Origin of the sequence: Mycobacterium sp. 852002-53434_SCH5985345, from assembly GCF_001667155.1 — a bacterium.
Taxonomy (GTDB): Bacteria; Actinomycetota; Actinomycetes; order Mycobacteriales; family Mycobacteriaceae; genus Mycobacterium.
In genome coordinates this window covers 1-17,122 of the sequence record NZ_LZIE01000095.1, presented here as the reverse complement: position 1 = coordinate 17,122, position 17,122 = coordinate 1, and the positions used below count along the sequence as shown (strand labels likewise).

Annotated in this window: 8 protein-coding genes and 1 pseudogene; 5 read left to right on the top strand and 4 right to left on the bottom strand. The window is 65.7% G+C overall.

Translation table 11 applies throughout. The features are described 5' to 3' along the window. Positions 1-27: 27 nt before the first annotated feature. Both A5756_RS24070 and A5756_RS24065 read right to left on the bottom strand, forming a co-directional pair. Complete coding sequence (locus tag A5756_RS24070; RefSeq protein WP_232005404.1) at positions 28-735, bottom strand: Type 1 glutamine amidotransferase-like domain-containing protein; 708 nt, start codon at positions 733-735, stop codon at positions 28-30. Next, positions 728-11,364 (bottom strand): annotated as a pseudogene (locus A5756_RS24065) (BTAD domain-containing putative transcriptional regulator). The gene A5756_RS24070 and the pseudogene A5756_RS24065 overlap by 8 nt, the downstream one beginning before the upstream one ends. 228 nt (positions 11,365-11,592) lie before the next feature. Between A5756_RS24065 and A5756_RS24060 the strand changes: the two are divergent. Then, positions 11,593-14,163, top strand: a complete 2,571-nt coding sequence (locus A5756_RS24060) for a SpoIIE family protein phosphatase (RefSeq protein WP_066958294.1) — start codon at positions 11,593-11,595, stop codon at positions 14,161-14,163. After that, entirely contained in the window at positions 14,163-14,486 is a 324-nt protein-coding gene (locus A5756_RS24055; protein WP_066958348.1) for an STAS domain-containing protein, read from the top strand. Before A5756_RS24060 ends, A5756_RS24055 begins: the two co-directional genes overlap by 1 nt. Positions 14,487-14,504: 18 nt before the next feature. On the opposite strand, the gene A5756_RS24050 is transcribed toward A5756_RS24055, so the two are convergent. Next, complete coding sequence (locus A5756_RS24050) at positions 14,505-15,008, bottom strand: DUF2505 domain-containing protein (protein WP_066958292.1); 504 nt, start codon at positions 15,006-15,008, stop codon at positions 14,505-14,507. Positions 15,009-15,082: 74 nt separating this feature from the next. Between A5756_RS24050 and A5756_RS24045 the strand changes: the two genes are divergently transcribed. Continuing rightward, a complete protein-coding gene (locus A5756_RS24045) occupies positions 15,083-15,292 on the top strand; it encodes a DUF3072 domain-containing protein (protein ID WP_066958346.1) in 210 nt (69 codons plus the stop codon). Here the strand turns inward: A5756_RS24045 and A5756_RS24040 are convergent, their stop codons facing one another. Then, on the bottom strand, positions 15,293-16,309 hold the full coding sequence (locus A5756_RS24040; RefSeq protein ID WP_066958290.1) for a YihY/virulence factor BrkB family protein: 1,017 nt from the start codon (positions 16,307-16,309) through the stop codon (positions 15,293-15,295). Positions 16,310-16,435: 126 nt separating this feature from the next. On the opposite strand from A5756_RS24040, the gene A5756_RS24035 reads away from it, so the two are divergent. Then, positions 16,436-16,867: a nitroreductase family deazaflavin-dependent oxidoreductase gene (locus tag A5756_RS24035; RefSeq protein ID WP_066958288.1), complete on the top strand. Its 432-nt coding sequence runs from the start codon at positions 16,436-16,438 to the stop codon at positions 16,865-16,867. A 58-nt stretch (positions 16,868-16,925) separates the two neighbouring features. Continuing rightward, positions 16,926-17,122 (top strand): hypothetical protein (locus A5756_RS24030; RefSeq protein WP_156659795.1); only part of this gene is annotated, 197 nt, incomplete at its 3' end.

The following is a 17,122-nucleotide window of genomic DNA, read 5'->3' as shown; positions in this document are numbered from 1 at the left end:
ACCGAACTTCGTTGCGGTGCGAGAAAATCAGCCGTCATCTTCGGCGCGCAACAGCGAGTGCGTGACGCGACCGCCCTCGAAACGGAACTCATGCGCGGGATGACGGAGAGCCTCGATAGTGCCGTCTGCGTGCACCATGACTCCGGCGCCTGATGGGATTCCGAGGCCGCCGGCCGATCCCTCGAGCTCTTCGACGGTTCGCGATAGCCGCGCCCACCCGCCTCGCTCGTCATGCGCGTCAACCACCAAGGGTACGAGGTTGAACACATCGACTAGTTCAAGCGGGGGCGATTCGGGCGTCTCGACGATTCCATAGCGTCCGAGCTGGACGGCGCCGGCCGAGATGCCCACCAGGACGGCCCCTTGGGCGTGCCTGCGCAGGATCACGTCCTTCATGCCGGCTTTCTCGAACGTGTCCCAGCCGAGTCGTACATCGCCACCCGCGAGGACGATCAACCGGGCACGCTCGAGGAAGGCGCGGTCGTCGGAGCCGAAGGCCGAAAGAATCATGCGCCGGTCGGTGATTCCAATCGCATCCATTGCCGTCTCGAAGATCCCGTAGTACTCGGGGCGGTCCCCGTTGGAGGCACCGATGTAGGCCGCGCTAAGCGGTGTGTCCCGCGCCAATCCATCGAGGGCTCCCTCGAGGAGCAGCCGGTCCCGTCGCTTCCAGAACAGCAGCTGACTGTCCGCTAGCAGATAAAGCGGTTGTCGTCGTGGCACCGTCTCAGTCACCACAGACGAGCTCATCGAATCTTGCGAGCGCGGCGTCGAGATCCGTCTCGTCAAAGGTTTCGTAGCGGCTGAGCAGGTCACCTTCGAAGGTGAAGATAGCGATCGTTTGCCATTCGGCGTCGAAGCCCTCTTGTGAGGTCCCTTTCACCACTTGGGTGGCGACGGCTCCAAGTTCGGTCAGCCGATGCACGGTCTCGACGTAGACGTGCACCTGCGGAAGAAGATCCAAATTGGCGCGAACAGTTATGGCCAGATCGGCGCCCTCGATTGTGACGCCCCGTCGATGGTCGATGTAAACCACGTCCGGCATCATCGTTGGAAGTTCGTGCCGATTGAACTGAGCGTGGCCTTGCGCGACCAACGACCATATCCGCGCACGGGTGGCCGCTTCGCCGGCGATGTACCGAGCTTCGAGTTCGGCGAAAGCGACGTCGAAGTCGTCGGCGTCGAATATGGAGTGAACAATCATCCGGTTGTCCCCGTCGATCTCCACGATGCCGATCATGTCCGCGCTAATCTCACCGGGCTCAAGTCCGGGGGCGGAGGACCGAATGCGGGAGAGGGCAAGGCGTTGTCCACGAAGCGCGAGGACCGTCCAGACAACGCCCTCGAAACCGACGTCAGCGACTGCCCGCAGGTTTGCGAGGTTCACATCGCGCCCGCGCAGTTCACCGGAGTTGACAACCCGACGGTTGTCATGCGACACAACGTTCTCGGCGAGTATCTCGGCCATCGTCGCCCAATCGCGCGTCGCCAGGCAGGTCCAAAATCGTTCATTCACTTGGCTTGCCGCATTGTCCAAGCGGTGCGGCTGCGCTTGCAATTCGTCGAAGCGGGCAAGCGCGGAGTCGAGTTCTGTTTCGTCGAAGATCTCGGAGCGGTTGATCAGAGCGCCTTTGACGGTCGAGATGCCTATCTCTCGCCATTCGGCCTGGAAGCCGTCGCTCGACGTCCCCTCCACAACTCGGGTGACTACCGCGCCCAGCTCGTTCAACCGATGCACGGTTTCGATGTAGGCGTGGAGCCCCGGCGCGAGCAGGTCCCAAGAGGCTTCGAGGTATCCCTTCAGATTTCCCGGTGCGAACGCTATTGCTCGTCGGTGGTCGATGTTGGTCCAGTCCGGCGTCGTCGCCGGTAGCTCGTGACGATTAACCGCGGCATAGGCCTGTGCGATGGCTGACCACGTGCGGGAATGCTCGGTTGCCTCTCCGGCGAGGTACCGGGCTTCAAGTCCTTCGAAGGCGGCGTCAAAGTCGTCGGCATCGAAAAAGACGTGGGCCGCAATCCGCCCGTCTGTGTCGATCTCGGTGATTCCCAGCATCTCGATGACGAATTCGCCGCGCTGCAACTCGCGGTCGAAGGAGGCGATTCGAATGAGGGCCAGGCGCTCCCCGCGGGTCGCGATGACCGTCAGCGTTACCTGCGCGAGGCCCTCGGCCAGGGCGCGCATGTTTGCCATCACGGCATCGCGACCGTCCCAGACGCCGACATTCACCACCCGACGGTGATCGTCGACAAAACTGTTGCCGGCCAGGATTTCGGCGACCGCCGCCCAATCGCCGGCCGCCGAGCGCGCAAAGAGGCGGTCCTCCGCTCGGCTTGCTGCGTTCTCGAGTTGCCGCGTCGGGCGGCTCAGCTCGTCGAATCGGGCAAGGGCGGCATCCAGATCCGCCTCGTCGAATATCTCGCAGCGATTGAGCATGCCGCCATCAACTGCCAAGATGATGACCTCACGCCACTCGGCTTCAAACCCCTCCGGGGAGGTCCCAGCCGCAGTGTGGGCGACGACCGCGCCGTATCGACTGAGACGATGTACAGCTGCAATGCGGATCGTCAGATTAGGCGTCTGGTCCAACGCGCTACGGAGGAATGCGAGAAGTTCACCCGGTGTCGCCGCTGCTCCTCGGCGATGGTCGGTGTCGGCGAAGTCTGTTGTCGTCGACGGAAGGTGGCCCCTATTGACCGTGGCGTAGCTCTGTGCGATGGCTGCCCAGGTGTGCGAGTGGGGGGCCGCTTCGCCTGCGAGGTAACGATTGTCGATTTCTTCAGATGCGGCGTCGATATCGTCAGGGTCGAACACCACGGTCGACCCGAATCGGTTGTCGTCGTTGACCTCGATGACGGCAAGCGCCGCAGCCTGGAAAGCCTCGGGAAGCGAATCTTGGCTTGCGAAGGTGAAACGAGAGAGCATGAGGCGCTCTCCGCGGGTCGCGATAACGGTCGCCCGAACATCAGTCGTCCAGACCTCGCCAGTGGCACGCCAATTCGCCATCTCGGCGTCTCGACCGCGTCGGATTCCGGCGTTGATGACGGACCGGCGGTCGTCTGAGCGAAAGTCGTCGGCGAGCAGTTCTGCCATGGCATCCCAGTCGCGACCCCCAAAGTGGGCGAGGAACTCCTCGAGCACGAGGCTTGCCGCGTTTTTGAGCTGGGGTGTCGGACGACTGAGCTGATCGAATAGTGCGATCGCTGTGTCCAACTCACTCTCGTCGAACAGGTCGCAGCGGGTGAGTCGGTCGCCTTCAACGATGAGGACTTGGATCATGCGCCATTCGACGTCCAAGCCGTCAGCCGAGAACCCATGGGAGTCATGTGTGATGACAGCCCCGAAATCGTTGAGCCGGTGCACCGTTTCGATGCGGACCTCAAACTCCGGCGTCAGATCGAAGAAGTTCTGGAGAGCTGGAGGAAGGTCGCCGGACGCGAACGGCGTGCCACGCCGGTGGTCGACCATGACCCAGTCCACTTCGAAATGCTCATTCCGGTTGAACAAAGCGTAGATGTCGGCGATGACCGTCCACGTACGCGCATGGCCGGCCGCCTCGCCGGCGAGGTACCGAGCCTCAAGTTCCCCGAACGCCGCGTCCCGGTCTTCCACGTCGAACACGATGCGCGCCACGACGCGGCCCACGGCGTCGATCTCGATGACGTCGAGAGCGAATGCGTGGAAGCCATCAACTCCTTGGCCGCGGAGGGTGGTTCGGATGCGGTTCAGGACAAGGCGGTCGCCACGGGTGGCGACGACCTCTGAGGTGATGTCGAATCCGGCCTCGCACAGCCCGGAGACCTCGGCGATCACCGCGTCGGTCCCCTGTCGGAGGCCTGAATTGACTACATGGCGACGGTCCTCGCTCCGAATGTCGTCATCTAGCATCGTGGCTACCGCGCGCCAGTCACGAACCGCATAAGCCGCCTTGAACCGTTCGTATAGACGGCTCGCCGCGTTTTCCTGTCGTTGCGTCAGTTGGCTGAGTTGTTCGAAGCGCGCAAGCGCGGCATCAATGTCTGCTTCGTCGAAAACTTCGGAGCGGCTGACCAGGTCACCGTCGACCGTCACGAGGCTGATCCCTCGCCACTCAGCGTCGAAGCCCTCGCGCGATATCCCATGCGCGACATGGGTATAGACGGCTCCTACGTCGGTCAGTCGATGCACTACCTCTGGGTAGGTGCAAACTCGCTGACCGAGGTCCCATCCCGCGCGGACGTATTCAATCAGCTCACCGGGGGCGTATGCCGTCCCTCGGCGGTGGTCGATGCTTGCGAAATTCGGCGTAGTCGGCGGCAATTCGTGCCGGTTCAGTGCGGCATAACCATTCATGATGACTGACCAAGCCCGCGAGTGAGTAGCCGCTTCGCCTTTCAGGTAACGGGAATCAAGTTCTTCGTAGGCGGCGTCGCCCTCGTCGCTATCGAAGAAGACGACCGCGGTAATCCGCCCGGCGGCGTTGATTTCGAGCACGCCGAACACGTCTGTGAGAAAGGCATCGGGCCCTTGATCATGGTCAGCGAAGCGCAGGCGCATGAGGGCAAGTCCGTCGCCGCGAATCGCCACGACGTTTGTCACCACGCTTGCCGTCCACAGGTCGGCGACGGTCCGCATGTCGGCGATCTGGGCGTCTCGGCCATGTTGCGGTCCGGCACCCACCACGCGGCGGCGATCGTCATTCACGAAGTTGTGGTCCAGCATCTCGGTCATGGCGTCCCAGTCGCTGGCCGCAAAACGCGCTAGATACCGCCTTCCCACTTGGCTTGCCGCGTTCTCCAGCCGTGGCGCCGTGCGGCCTAGCTCTTCAAACCGCGCCAGCGCGGCCTCGAGCTCTGCCTCGTCGAATACCTCAGTGCGGCTGATGAGGTCGCCTTTGACCGTGATGACGCTGATGACTCGCCATTCGGCATGGAATCCGTCTGCTGAGGTCTCATTCGCCACGTGGGTGATGACCGCACCGCGATCGTTCAGACGGTGCACCGACTCGATGAAGCATTTCAGATCAGACGTAGAACTCCATGCGGCGCCCATCAAGGCAGCCATTTCACCGGGTGCAATCGAGGTCCCTCGGCGGTGGTCGATGTTTACCCAATCCGGCGTTGTCGGAGGCATTTCGCGCCGATTGATCGACGCAAAGCTTCGCGCGATGGCCGACCACGTGCGCGCATGCGTTGCCGCTTCGCCAGCGATGTATCTCGCCTCGAGCTCATCGATGCCGGCCTCGAAGTCGTTCAGATCAAAGATGATCCGGGCGGTGAGCCGGCCTTCGGCGTTGATTTCAACGACGTCGAAAACATCGGTGTGGAATGCCTCCGGGCGCTTGTCGCGGCCCCAGGTTTGGGTGCGGCATAACGCGAGGCGGTCGCCGCGGGTGGCGATGATATCCGACGTCAAGCTCTCAACGCCGATTCCGATGGTTGCCGACATCTCTTGGAGTACGGCGCTGCGGCCCTCTCGCGTGCCGGCATTCACCGGCCGACGGCGATCGTCGGTTGAAACGTCCTTCGCGAGTATCTCGGATATCGCGTCCCAGTCGCGGGCCTCGAAGCACGCCTGCAGGCGCTGGTGCGTTTTGGTTGCCGTGGTCTCGAGGCGCGGTTCTACCCGGGTGAGCTGATCGAATCTCGCGAGGGCGGCGGCGAGGTCTGTCTCGTCGAAAAGCTCACTGCGGCTGATCCGGTCGCCGTCGAATATCACTATGTCGGTCACCCGCCACTCGGCGTCGAAACCGTCTGGCGAGGTCCCGATTGCCACGTGGGTGATCACCGCGCCGCGATTGCCTAGCCGGTGCACAGCCTCAATGTAGATGCGGGACTGCGGCGAGAGTTCCCAGGCAACACGGAGATACGCGCCCAGGTCACCGGCACCGATTGGTGCAAGCCGTCGATGGTCGATGGTCGCCCAGTCAGAGGTCGTTGGTGGGATTCTCCGCTGGTTCAGCGCTGCGAAGCCCTCCGAAAGGAGCGACCAGGTGCGGGCATAGGCAGCCGCTTCCCCGGCGAGGTAGCGACGATCAAGCTCTCCAAAGGCAGTGTCGATGTCGTCGAGATCGAAGACGACGATCGCCGTGATCCGCCCGTCGGCGTCGACCTCGACGACGTTAAGTGCATCGTTTTGGATCGTGTCGGGATCGGTGCCGGAGGCGCGTACCCGTGCCAAAGCGAGGTGCGTGCCGCGGGTGGCGACGACATCCAACGTCGATATCGTGAAGCCGATGTTGGCGGACACCTTCAGATTGTCGATGACGGCATCTCGACCGCGCCGGCTTCCCTCATTCACCACCCTTCGGTGGTCGGCACCGGAGAAGCCATCGGCGACGGTTTCGCGCAGCGCATCCCAGTCGCGGGCGGCGAAGTGCGACCAGAAATGGTCGAATGCCAGCGTTGCCGCGTTTTCCAAATGCGATGCCGGGCGGGTCAGCTCGTCGAATTTCGCGATCGCGAGGTCTAGGTCTTCCTCGTCGAATAACTCGCAGCAGCTGATCACTTCCCCTTCGACAGCCAGTAAGAAGAGTTCCCGCCACTCGGCTTCGAAGCCCTCTTGCGACGTTCCACGCGTTACATGGGTGACGATCGCTCCGACGTTGGTCAGCCGATGGACAGACTCGATGTGGGTCGTGCCGTCCTGTGCGAGATTCCAAGCGGCACGGACATAAGCGATCAGGTCACCGGGTGCGAACGCGGCCCCTCGCCGATGGTCGATGCTCACAAAGTCCCTCGCGGTCGCCGGCAGCTCGAATCTGTTGAGCGCAGCGTATGCCTGCGTAATCACCGACCACGTGGACGCATAAGGCGCAGCTTCGCCAGCAACGTAACGGCCATCGAGCTGGGCGATGGCGGCGCCGATGTCTTCGACGTCGTACGTGAAGACGTTCGCGATCCGGTCGTCGGCGTCGATCTCGACGACGTTGAGGGCATCGTTTTGAATCGACTCGGGGTCGCGGCCGGCGGCGCGAACACGTGCGAGGACGAGACGCTCCCCGCGAATCGCCATGGCGCTCACCATCGAGATCGCGAAGCCGACTTCGGCGGCCGCTTGCAAATCCCGCACCACGGCATTTCGACTGTGTTGGGTCTCGGCATTCACGACCCGACGGTGATCGATGCCCACATAGTTGTCGGCGACGGTATTCGCCAGGGCGTCCCAGTCGTGCGCCGCGAAATGCGACCAGACGTGCTCGAATACGCGCGCCGCCGTGTTTTCGAGCCGCCGCGTGACCGGGTGCTCCGCCTCGAATCGGGCTTCGAGCTCGGCCATAGCGGCATCGATGTCGTCGATGTCGAACCACACCTGTGAGGCGATTCGGCCGTCCTCATCGATGCCGTAAATACTGAAGAATTCGTCCGCCGGCGCCCCAGGACTCGTGTCCGCAGTGCCCACCGCCAATCGAGCGAGGGCTAGGCGCTCGCCTCGCACAGCGATGACGACTGAAGTGATCCGCACGCCGCCCGCCTCAAGGACCCGCCTATTCTCGAGTGCCCAATCGTCCGACGGCAGGTCAGCCCTGGTGAAGCCAACGATCTTCCGGTGGCTCTCGACGGTGACCGCGCGTGCATAGAGCTGCTCGAACTCATCCCAATTCCCGGTATTGATAGCGGCGGCCACGCGTTGTCCCGCTCGCACGCAAGCGTTTTCGGGTTCGACGACGGCCGGTTCGGATGGAGGCGCGGTGGGTGGTTGTTCGGCACCGAGAACGTCGAGCGCCTTTTCGGCAAGCGCCGCAGCGCCTTTGCGCTCGTACAACTCGGCTGCCCGCTCGGCGGCGGCCCGCGCACCGGCAAGGTCGCCGGCGGCGGCCGAAACCGTTGCCAGCGTCAGGCACGCGTCGCCGTGATCCACCAGCGCGTCGGTGCGCTCGGCCAGCGCGACGGCCTCCTGGGCAAGCCGCCGCGCCGCGCCGTGGTCACCGCGCCGCGATAGTAACCGCGCCCGAAGGGTGCGCCAGGCGATCGACGCCTTCAGCGCATGACCGGCGAGACGCTCACTCTCGGCGCACAATTCGTCGGCCTCAGCGTCTCGGTCGAGCGCGAGACAAGCGCGGCCCAGCAGCGCCGCGGTTTCGGCGGTATCGGCGTCGAGGCCCATGCGACGAAAGCCGTTGTAGGCCTTGCGCAAGGGTGGCTCGGCTGCCGTGGGCTCGTCGACCACCAGCTCCACGATCCCGGCGAACTGCTCAACCTCCATGAGAGAATGGCGCAGTCCAATCTCGGTGGCCGTACGCCGGGCCGAGTCGATCATCCGCCGCGCCGCCGCCGCCCGACCGCGGAAAGCCTCCAACACCGCTTGGCACCGCGTCGATGTCGCTTCGACCGCCGGTGAGTCGGTAGTGATTCGGAGCAGCCGCACCACATCCAGGCATCGTCCACCCGCGCGCGGAACGGGATTGGGGCCCCACAGCGCGGCAAGCGGCGCGTTCGCCAGAACCGCATTCACCCGGCGGTGTTCACGCGCGCGTCGCGCCGCTGAAAGAGCGTCGTCCAGGGCGATTTCGCAGTCGCCGATCCTGCCCAGCCGGGCGAGACAGCCGGCACGAACGGTGTGTGCCATGGCTTCTCCAGCGGCGTCGCCGAGTTGGGCGAGCTCTTCGGCGGCCGCGCCGACCGCGGCAGCGACGTCGTCCAGTCGTTCCGGGTGGGTCAGCATCGAGAGTTGACCGTCGAAGCAGGTGGCCCATGCCGCGAGTTGGGCGGAATCGACCGTGGCCGTTTGCAATTGAGCGACGGCATCGGACGCCGAAGCCACGTCGCCCGCGGCCAGCAGTGCCTCGCAGCGCGCGATCAGCAGCGCCGCAGCTTGGTCGTCGCGGTCGGGCAACTCCTCGTCGATCTCTTCGAGTGCGTGCAGGGCCCGGTCGTAGAGGTCGGCGGCGCCTTCATAGGCGAGCCGTGCCATCGCCTGGTCCGCCGCCCGCCGGCAATATTCGACCGCCTTCGCCGCGTTCCCCGCCCACGCGCATTCGAAGTAGTGGTACGCCAGTTCGGCGAGCAGTTCGTCGTCGGGGCCTGCCTCGCTTTCCAACGTTGTGGCGATGCGCTGGTGCAGCCGCATGCGCCGCACCGACGGCAACTCGGCCAGCAGCGATTGTCGGACGATCGCATGGTTGAACCGGTAGCGACCGCCGGGCTCTTCGATGACGATGCCGGCCTTGCACGCCTCGTCGAACGCGTCGACCAGGTCCTCCTCCACCACGCGTTCCACCAGATCCAAGGCGAACCGGCTGCCGACGACCGCGGCTGCGGCAAGCGCCTTGTTCGCCTGCGCCGGAAGTCGCGAAAGGCGGCGACTCACTGCCTCCCGCACCCCTTGTGGCAGGGTGCTCTGATCCCAGCGTCCACCGCTTTCATCCACGTGGCGCAGGGCCTCGATGAGGAAGAACGGATTGCCTCCCGTGACGGACGCCAATGCCCGGGCGAGCTCTTCGTCGTTGTAACCCGCCTCGGCGACGTAGGCGGTCACGTCGTCCTCGTCGAGGCCGCTCAGGCTGAGCCGGTTGGCCGTGCCGTCGCGGTGGAGGTCGGCGAGCATCGCCGCCAGGGGGTGGGAGCGGTCGAGGTCCGTGCTGCGGTAGGTGCCGATGATCTGCATGCGGGCGTGTTCGCCGAAACGCAAGAGATGCCGTAACAACAGCAGCGTGGGCTTGGCCGCCCAGTGCAGGTCGTCGAGGATCAGAACCACCGGCGCGCTTGCCGAGGCCATAGCCAACAGCGCGACGACGGCGTCGAAAAGTGCGTAGCGTTCGGTGTCCGGGTCGGCGCGGGTCGGCGCGGCCAGGTCGGGAAGCAGGTCGGCCAGCCCGGGCACGAGTGTGAGGAGTGCTTCGACGCCGCGCAGCCCACGGAGCCCACCCGCAGCGAGGCATGGCACCAGCGAACGCAGGGCTTCGGCGAACGGCTGGTATGGCGCGCCGAGGTCCTCGTCGCATCGGCCGTAAATGACCAGAGCGCCTAATTCATAAGCCTGTCGCGACCACTCGCCGGCCAGACGCGTCTTACCGACGCCTGGTTCGCCCGCGATCAGCATCGCGTTGGTGCCGCCGGCGAGTGCGGTCTGCCACGCCGAAGACAGCCGCTCGAGCTCGTGCCCGCGCCCGACGAACGGCCCTGGCCCGGCGAGCACGGGGGGCAGGCTCGGGCGCTCCAGAGGCACCTCGATCGAATCCGCCGGATCGTCGAGCAGGGTGCTCTGCAGTTGAAGTTCGAAAACGTGTTCCGGGCGCACGAGATTGCGCAGCTGGCGCGTCCCCAGGTCGGCGAGCACGACATCATCGGGGAGCGAGTCGATGACGAGCTCCGCCGTCGCACCCGAGCACAGGATCTGGCCACCGGTAGCCAGCGACCGGAGGCGGGCGGCGCGGTTGACCGCGCGGCCGAAGTAGTCGCCGTCGCGAAATTCGACCTCCCCGGTGTGCAAAGCCACGCGAATGCGCATGGGCTCCCGTAGCGCCCAGGGCTCGTGGACGATCGCATCTTGAAGCTCGATGGCCGCGGCGGCGGCCGCCGATGGCCGCTCGAAAACCGAGAACGTGGCGTCGCCCTCGCCGCGCGTCTTGATCAGCCGACCTCCGCGGGACGTCACGACCTGCTCGACGACCTCGTCGTGTCGCGCCAGCGCCACCGCCATGGCGCCGGCGTCTGCCTCCCATGCGGCCGTCGACCCTTCGATGTCGGTCAGCAGGAACGTCACGGCCCGGGTCACGGACGGGAGCTGTTGTGCGGCAGGCGTTTCCAGCGCAGAGTCCTGCGCGACGATCGCGGCCTCCAGCCGGCGAAGGTCCGGTCCCGGGTCTACTCCCAATTCATCGGCGAGCAGCGCACGCGCACGTTGGTACGCGCCAAGTGCCTCGCCCTGCCTGCCGGCGCGATACAGCGCGAGCATCAGCTGGCCCCAACGCCGCTCGCGCAGCGGCGCGTCGGCCACTGCGGCCTCGAGCTCGCCGATGATCTCCGCGGCCCGGCCCGGCCCGTCGCGAGAAGCGCATCGGCCCGATCCTCCACCAGCGCGGCGTGGCCCTCGATCCATCGCGTTTTCTCAGAGGTTCCCCGCCGGCCGTCGGGCAGCTCGGGCATTCCGCGCCAGAGGGCGAGCGCCTCCTCGAAGCGGGCCACCGCCTGGCTGGTGTCGCCGGCCGCCGCGGCGTCGCGTCCCAGTCGGGCTGCCGATTTGTAGCGCGCCGCGTCAACCTGGGTCTCGGCCAAAGTCCAGCCCGCGCCCGCCGTCAGAACGAAGCCGTCACCCAGGGTGCGACGTAACGAGGAGATGTGGGTTTGCAGGGCCTTGGCTGCGGTGCGTGGCGGATTCTCGCCCCAGAGGAGCTCGACGAGCGTGTCGGCCGCCACGACCGAGCCGCCGTGCAGCCCGAGCATGGAAAGGATCGCGCGCGGTTTGGCGCCCGGGATAGTGACGGGCGCCCCGTCTAGCCGGACCTGGAGAGGTCCCAAAACCCCCAGTTCCACCGATGGAAGCGTACTCACATCAGCCATCGTCGGTGGGGGGATTCAATGCACGGTCAAGGTCGAGTAAAGGCGTCGTATCCAGGCCCGAAGTCACCGCCACTGGAATGCTCACGAGCGTGAGCAGTTAGGTTTGTATCCATGGGCAACGAAGGGGGTGGATCGGCGTTTACCTGGGAGGGCCGGCGTGAGCTGGTGAGCCAGATTCATGAGCAGCTCGACGAGCTGGTCGAAGCCCGCGACCAGATGGAACAACTGGTGCGGGTCATCAGCGAAATCGGTTCTGATCTGGACCTGGACGTGACGTTGCACCGGATCGTCAAGGGGGCGATGGAGCTGACCGGCTGCCGCTACGCCGCCCTGGGTATCCGCGCTGCCGACGGCGCCCTGGCCACTTTCGTCCGCGCGGGAATCGATGACGACACCGCCCGGCGGCTCGGCGATCTGCCGGTCGGGGAGGGTCTCCGTCTCGAAGATGTGAGTGCTCATCCGCAGGCCGCCAACCTGCAGGCCCAAGATCCGCCCTTGCAGGCCCTCCTCGGATTACCGATCACCGTGCGGGGCGCGGACTTTGGGAGCCTCTACCTCGCCGACGACCGGACCGGCCGAGTCTTCTCCGACTCCCAGGCGGCCGCGGTGCGGGCCTTGGCGACGGCCGCGGCGGCCGCCATCGACAACGCGCGCCTGTTCGAGCGAGAACGTGAGACGGCCAGATGGACGAAGGCCAGCCGGGAGATCACCACCGCGCTGCTGTCGGGCGACCCCCAGACCGGGCCGTTGCAGCTCATCGTGAACAGAGCGCTGGAGTTGGCCGGCGCCGAACAGGCGATTTTGCTGATTCCGAAGGAGCCCGATCTGCCTGCCGACGAGGTCGACACCCTGGTGGTGGCCGCGACGGCGGGGCGGTACTCCTCGGAGGTGATCGGTCGCCAGGTGCCGATGGACGGCTCCACTACGGGTGGTGTCGCGCGGCGCGGCCAACCGCTGATCACCGAGTCCTTTCAATATCCGATCGAGGGGTTCACCGACGTCGGTGAACGCTCGGCGATCGTCATGCCGCTGATCGCGGACGGCGCGGTGCTCGGCGTCATCGCGGTCGCTCGCGACCCCCAGCAGTCACCATTCGGCGACGATTACCTCGAGCTCGTCAGCGACTTCGCCCGGCACGCGGCTATCGCCCTGGCGTTGGCGGCGGGTCGTGAACACGCGCTCAACCAGGAACTCGCCCAGGCGGACACCGTCGACGACGCGGTGAACGCCGCCGCCGAGGAATTGCGCCGACTGTGGCGGGCGCGCCGAGTCCTGGCTGTCACCTTCCCGACGCACACTTCCTCCACGGGAACCGCCTTTGGCGCGCCGCTCGTCGTGTCGGTCGGCGAGCCCGCGCAGTGGGGCGACCTGCCGTCCCACACCCAAAAGGTGCTCAGCGCATTGCGCGACGGTGACTTGCTCACCACGAGAACGGGCGAGGCCGGGACCGCAGGCATCGCGCTGCAGCACCCCGAGGGCGTGCTCGTTGTCTGGATCGATCTGGCCGAGCGTCGCGCGTTCACCCTCGAGGACCAGACCTTGCTCACGGTGCTCGCAGGCCGGCTCGGCCAGGGGCTGCAGCGGGTCCATCAGGTCGACCAGCAGCGCGAGACCGCCCTGGCGCTGCAACACGCGATCCTCGGCCCGGCCGATCTGCCGCACGGTTTCGCGGTCCGCTATCAGGCCGCCAGCCGGCCCCTGCAGGTGGGCGGTGACTGGTACGACATCGTCGACCTGGAGGACGGGCGCATCGCAATGGTCGTCGGCGACTGCGTGGGGCACGGCCTCGCCGCCGCCACCGTCATGGGTCAGGTGCGCAGCGCCTGCCGCGCGTTGCTGTTCGAGAATCCCAGCCCCGGCGCCGCTCTTGCCGGGATGGATCGCTTCGCCGCGCGGCTGCCCGGCGCCCAGTGCACTACGGCCGTCTGCGCGGTGCTCAACCCCGAGACCGGTGAGCTGGTCTATTCGAGCGCCGGGCACCCGCCGCCCATCCTGGTCCACTCGGACGGCACCACCCAGATCCTCGATGACGGCCACACCATCGCGCTGGGAGTACGAGCCGGCTGGTCGCGCCCCGAGGCCCGGGTGACCATGCCGGCGCGCGCGACCCTGCTGCTCTACACGGACGGGCTGGTCGAACGCCGCCGCACCGCACTGGGACAGGGGATCTCCCGCGCGGCAGGGCTGGTGCAGGACGGCCGCGCGTCCATGCTCGACGACTTGGCGAACGACATCATGTCCGGCCTGGCCCCTGACGGCGGCTACCAGGATGATGTCGTCCTGATGCTTTATCGCCATCCCGCGCCGCTGGAGCTGACGTTCCCTGCCGACGTCAGCCACCTCGCCCCGGCGCGAACCGCGTTGCGCACCTGGTTGACGCGGACCCGTCTGGACCCGGAACAGGCGATGAACGTGCTCGTCGCCGCCGGGGAGGCCGTCGCCAACGCCATCGAGCACGGTCACCGCGACAAGCCGGAAGGCACGATCAGCCTGGGCGCGACCGCACTGGTCGACCAGGTGCAGCTGACTATCACCGACACCGGCTCGTGGAAGGTTCCGCAACCGGCCAGCTATCCCCATCGGGGCCGGGGTATCGCCCTCATGCGAGGGCTCATGCACGACGTGACCATCAGCCCCGACGCCGCCGGGACCACGGTTCACCTATCCGCGAGGATCACATGATGCCCACGTCGCTCACCCTCGACACCGCGCGCCGAGACGACGGGAAACTGATGTTGGTCGCCGCGGGGGAGATCGATCTGAGCAACATCGACACGTTCGTCCAGGCCCTGACCAGCGCGAGCGGCGAGTCCCCCGGCGGCGGCCCGCTCACGGTCGACCTCAGTGGCGTCGAATACCTCGACAGCGCCGCCATCAACGCGCTGTTCACCCACGCCGACCACATCCACCTGATCGCCCACCCGATCTTGATGCCGATCCTCACCATCAGCGGCCTCACCGAACTGGTTGCCGTCGATCCCGCGTCGCCGTCATCGGAGAACTGACGAGCTTCCGGCGCGAAGTCAGGGGTTTTCGGCGATCCAAGTGCTGGTGAAGTGCTGTAGCGCGGGGATGCTCTTAGTCAGGTCGGCTTCCATCGACTTCTCGAATTTGCGGCCCACCAACGGGATTTTGACCGCGACCTCCACGGCGAAGCGCAGCCGCGCGCCGTTGCCCGCGGGCGCCATCCACGCTTCCGCACGGCCCGATCCAATGCCGCCGGAGCTGACGACGCTGATTTGGCCGCGGACCTCGCCGTCGCCGGCTGGTCGCCATGTCTCGCTGTGGACGATCTTCAGCTCGCCGGGGACGGCTCTGGCAATGAGCGTGGGCATTACCTGGCGGGCCACGTGCTGGGTGGCGCGAACTGTCACGGTGCCGTCGGCGTCAACTACCAGCGAATCGAGCGTCGTGGGGGCGTTGCTGGCTTTCAGGCGGGCCAGCCAGTAGTCCTCGCGGCCGAACGTCGTATGGATCTGCTCAACGCTGGCGGGCGATTCGATCAGGATGTCGAAGGAACGCGACATGGCAACGATTCTTCCAAAGCACCATGTTTCGAACGTACGTGCGATGGCTATCCCTCGTCGCGGAGGTGAAGGACATGACAGACAACCGACAGGCACCGAGCGAGAATCCCGAGAAGGAAACGTCTGAGTGGGTGACCGGCGACGAGCCGATGACCGGTCCGCAGCGCAGCTACGTGCACACCTTGGCGCAGGAGGCAGGGCGCGAGGTTCCCGACGATTTGACGAAGGCGCAAGCGTCGGAGCTCATCGACGAACTGCAGCAACAAACCGGACGTGGTAACTGACTAGCCGGCGGGCCGGCTGTGGACGGTCGGCGTCGTCGGCGTCGGGGGGTCGGCCGCCTTGCGGCGGAGGTCGCCGAACCTGACGCTGACGCGCTGAAAGCCCTTGACGCGCTCGGCTTTTGCCTTCTTGGTGTAGGTCTTGCGGTCAGCCGGTGTGAGTTCCGCGTCGTCGGTGAACGGAGTGAGCAAGGCCCGCGGGTAAAGCCCTTCCACCAGGACGACATTGATCTCGGCGCACAGCACCAGCGCGGACGAGATCAGGAAAAGGAAGGCAAGCAATCCCAGCACCAATGCGAAGACGCTGTTGGTAGCGCTGGCCGTCTTCACAGTGTGGCGGATGTATCCGGCACCGCCCCACTGCAATATCTGCCAGATCACGGCTGCCGCAAGCGCTCCCGGTAAGACTTGACGGTAGGTGAGTTCTCGCGCGGTCGTCACGCGAAATGCCACCAGGCAGATCAACGCATTGATCACCACGGCCACCAGTGCCACGCCGATTTTTCCGAATACGCCTAGCGCCCCGGTGGCCTGGCCGGCCGCGGACAGGGCGGTAGCGGCTAGGGCCGCCGAGCCGAGGACCAACAACAACATCAAGCTGCGCAGGCGTGAGCGAATCGGATCAGGACGCTTGTTTCTCGGGACGGCCCACACCGAGTCCATCGCGTTCTGCACCGCCTGGCCGACGCCCAGACCCCCGTAAAGCGCGCCGAGGACGCCGACGACTATGGCTACGGTTCCTCCGCTGAGCCCGGCGGGCTCATGCAGCTGATTGCCGATGACGGGGAATTGGCTCAAGGTGCTGTGCAGCACTTGTTCCTGCAGGTCGGGGCGTCCGGCCAGGATGACCCCGAGGCCGGTCGTCAACAGCAGCAACAGCGGGAACAGCGACACGAACCCGTAGTAGGTGATCAGGGCGGACAGGTAACCGCCTTGATCGTCGAGGTATTTGTAAACGACGCCGATCACCACACCCGCCGCGCGGTTTCGGCGCTGCAGCCTGTCCAGCCAGCCGACCATCTCTTGCTCACTTCGTTTCTACGGAAGCGGATACCCCCCCGATGGGATGTCCCAGGTGGTACCCGGATTCGGCGGCGATCAATCGCGGGTCGCTCGGTGGCCGGATGCCCATGCCAGGATGGGGTGATGGTCGATGAGGCAATGCAATCGGAGCGCGATTTCAACGAGCGCAATATCGAGGAATTCCGCCGCAACGGGGGCAAGGTGGGGGGACAGTTCGAGGGCTTTCCGTTGCTGCTGTTGACGTCGACCGGTGCGCGCAGCGGTGCACAGCGGGTGAACCCCGTCGCCTATTTCGACGTCGACGGCAAAATCTATATCGTCGGATCCGCCGCGGGCCGGGACAGCAACCCGGCCTGGGTGCACAACATCCGCGCCAACCCGCGGGTGACTGTGGAGATCGGCTCACAGGCCCCCAAGCCGGCGACGGTGCGCGAATTACCCCGCGGCGAGCGCGATTCCGTTTATCGGATCGTCGTCGAGCGGGCGCCCGGGTTTGGCGAGTATCAGGAGCGCACCGACCGGGTCATCCCGGTCTTCGAACTGGTTACCGAATAACAGCACCGCCAATGGGTACGTGTCGCAAAATGAATATCGGGCCCGGGAGGAGACCGACATGACAATCAAGCAGTTGGTACGTGTCTGGGCATTCGGCGCGTTCGCCCTCGGGTTGGCGATGTTGCCGGCGGTCGCGGCGCCGGCGATCGGCCGGGCCGACCCCAATTGCGCTGCGGGGTTTGTGTGGAGCGTGGACTTGCATCAATGCGTGCCCTGGGTCCCCGCCGTGAACGGGGGGGGCGCGGCGGGCGGGCC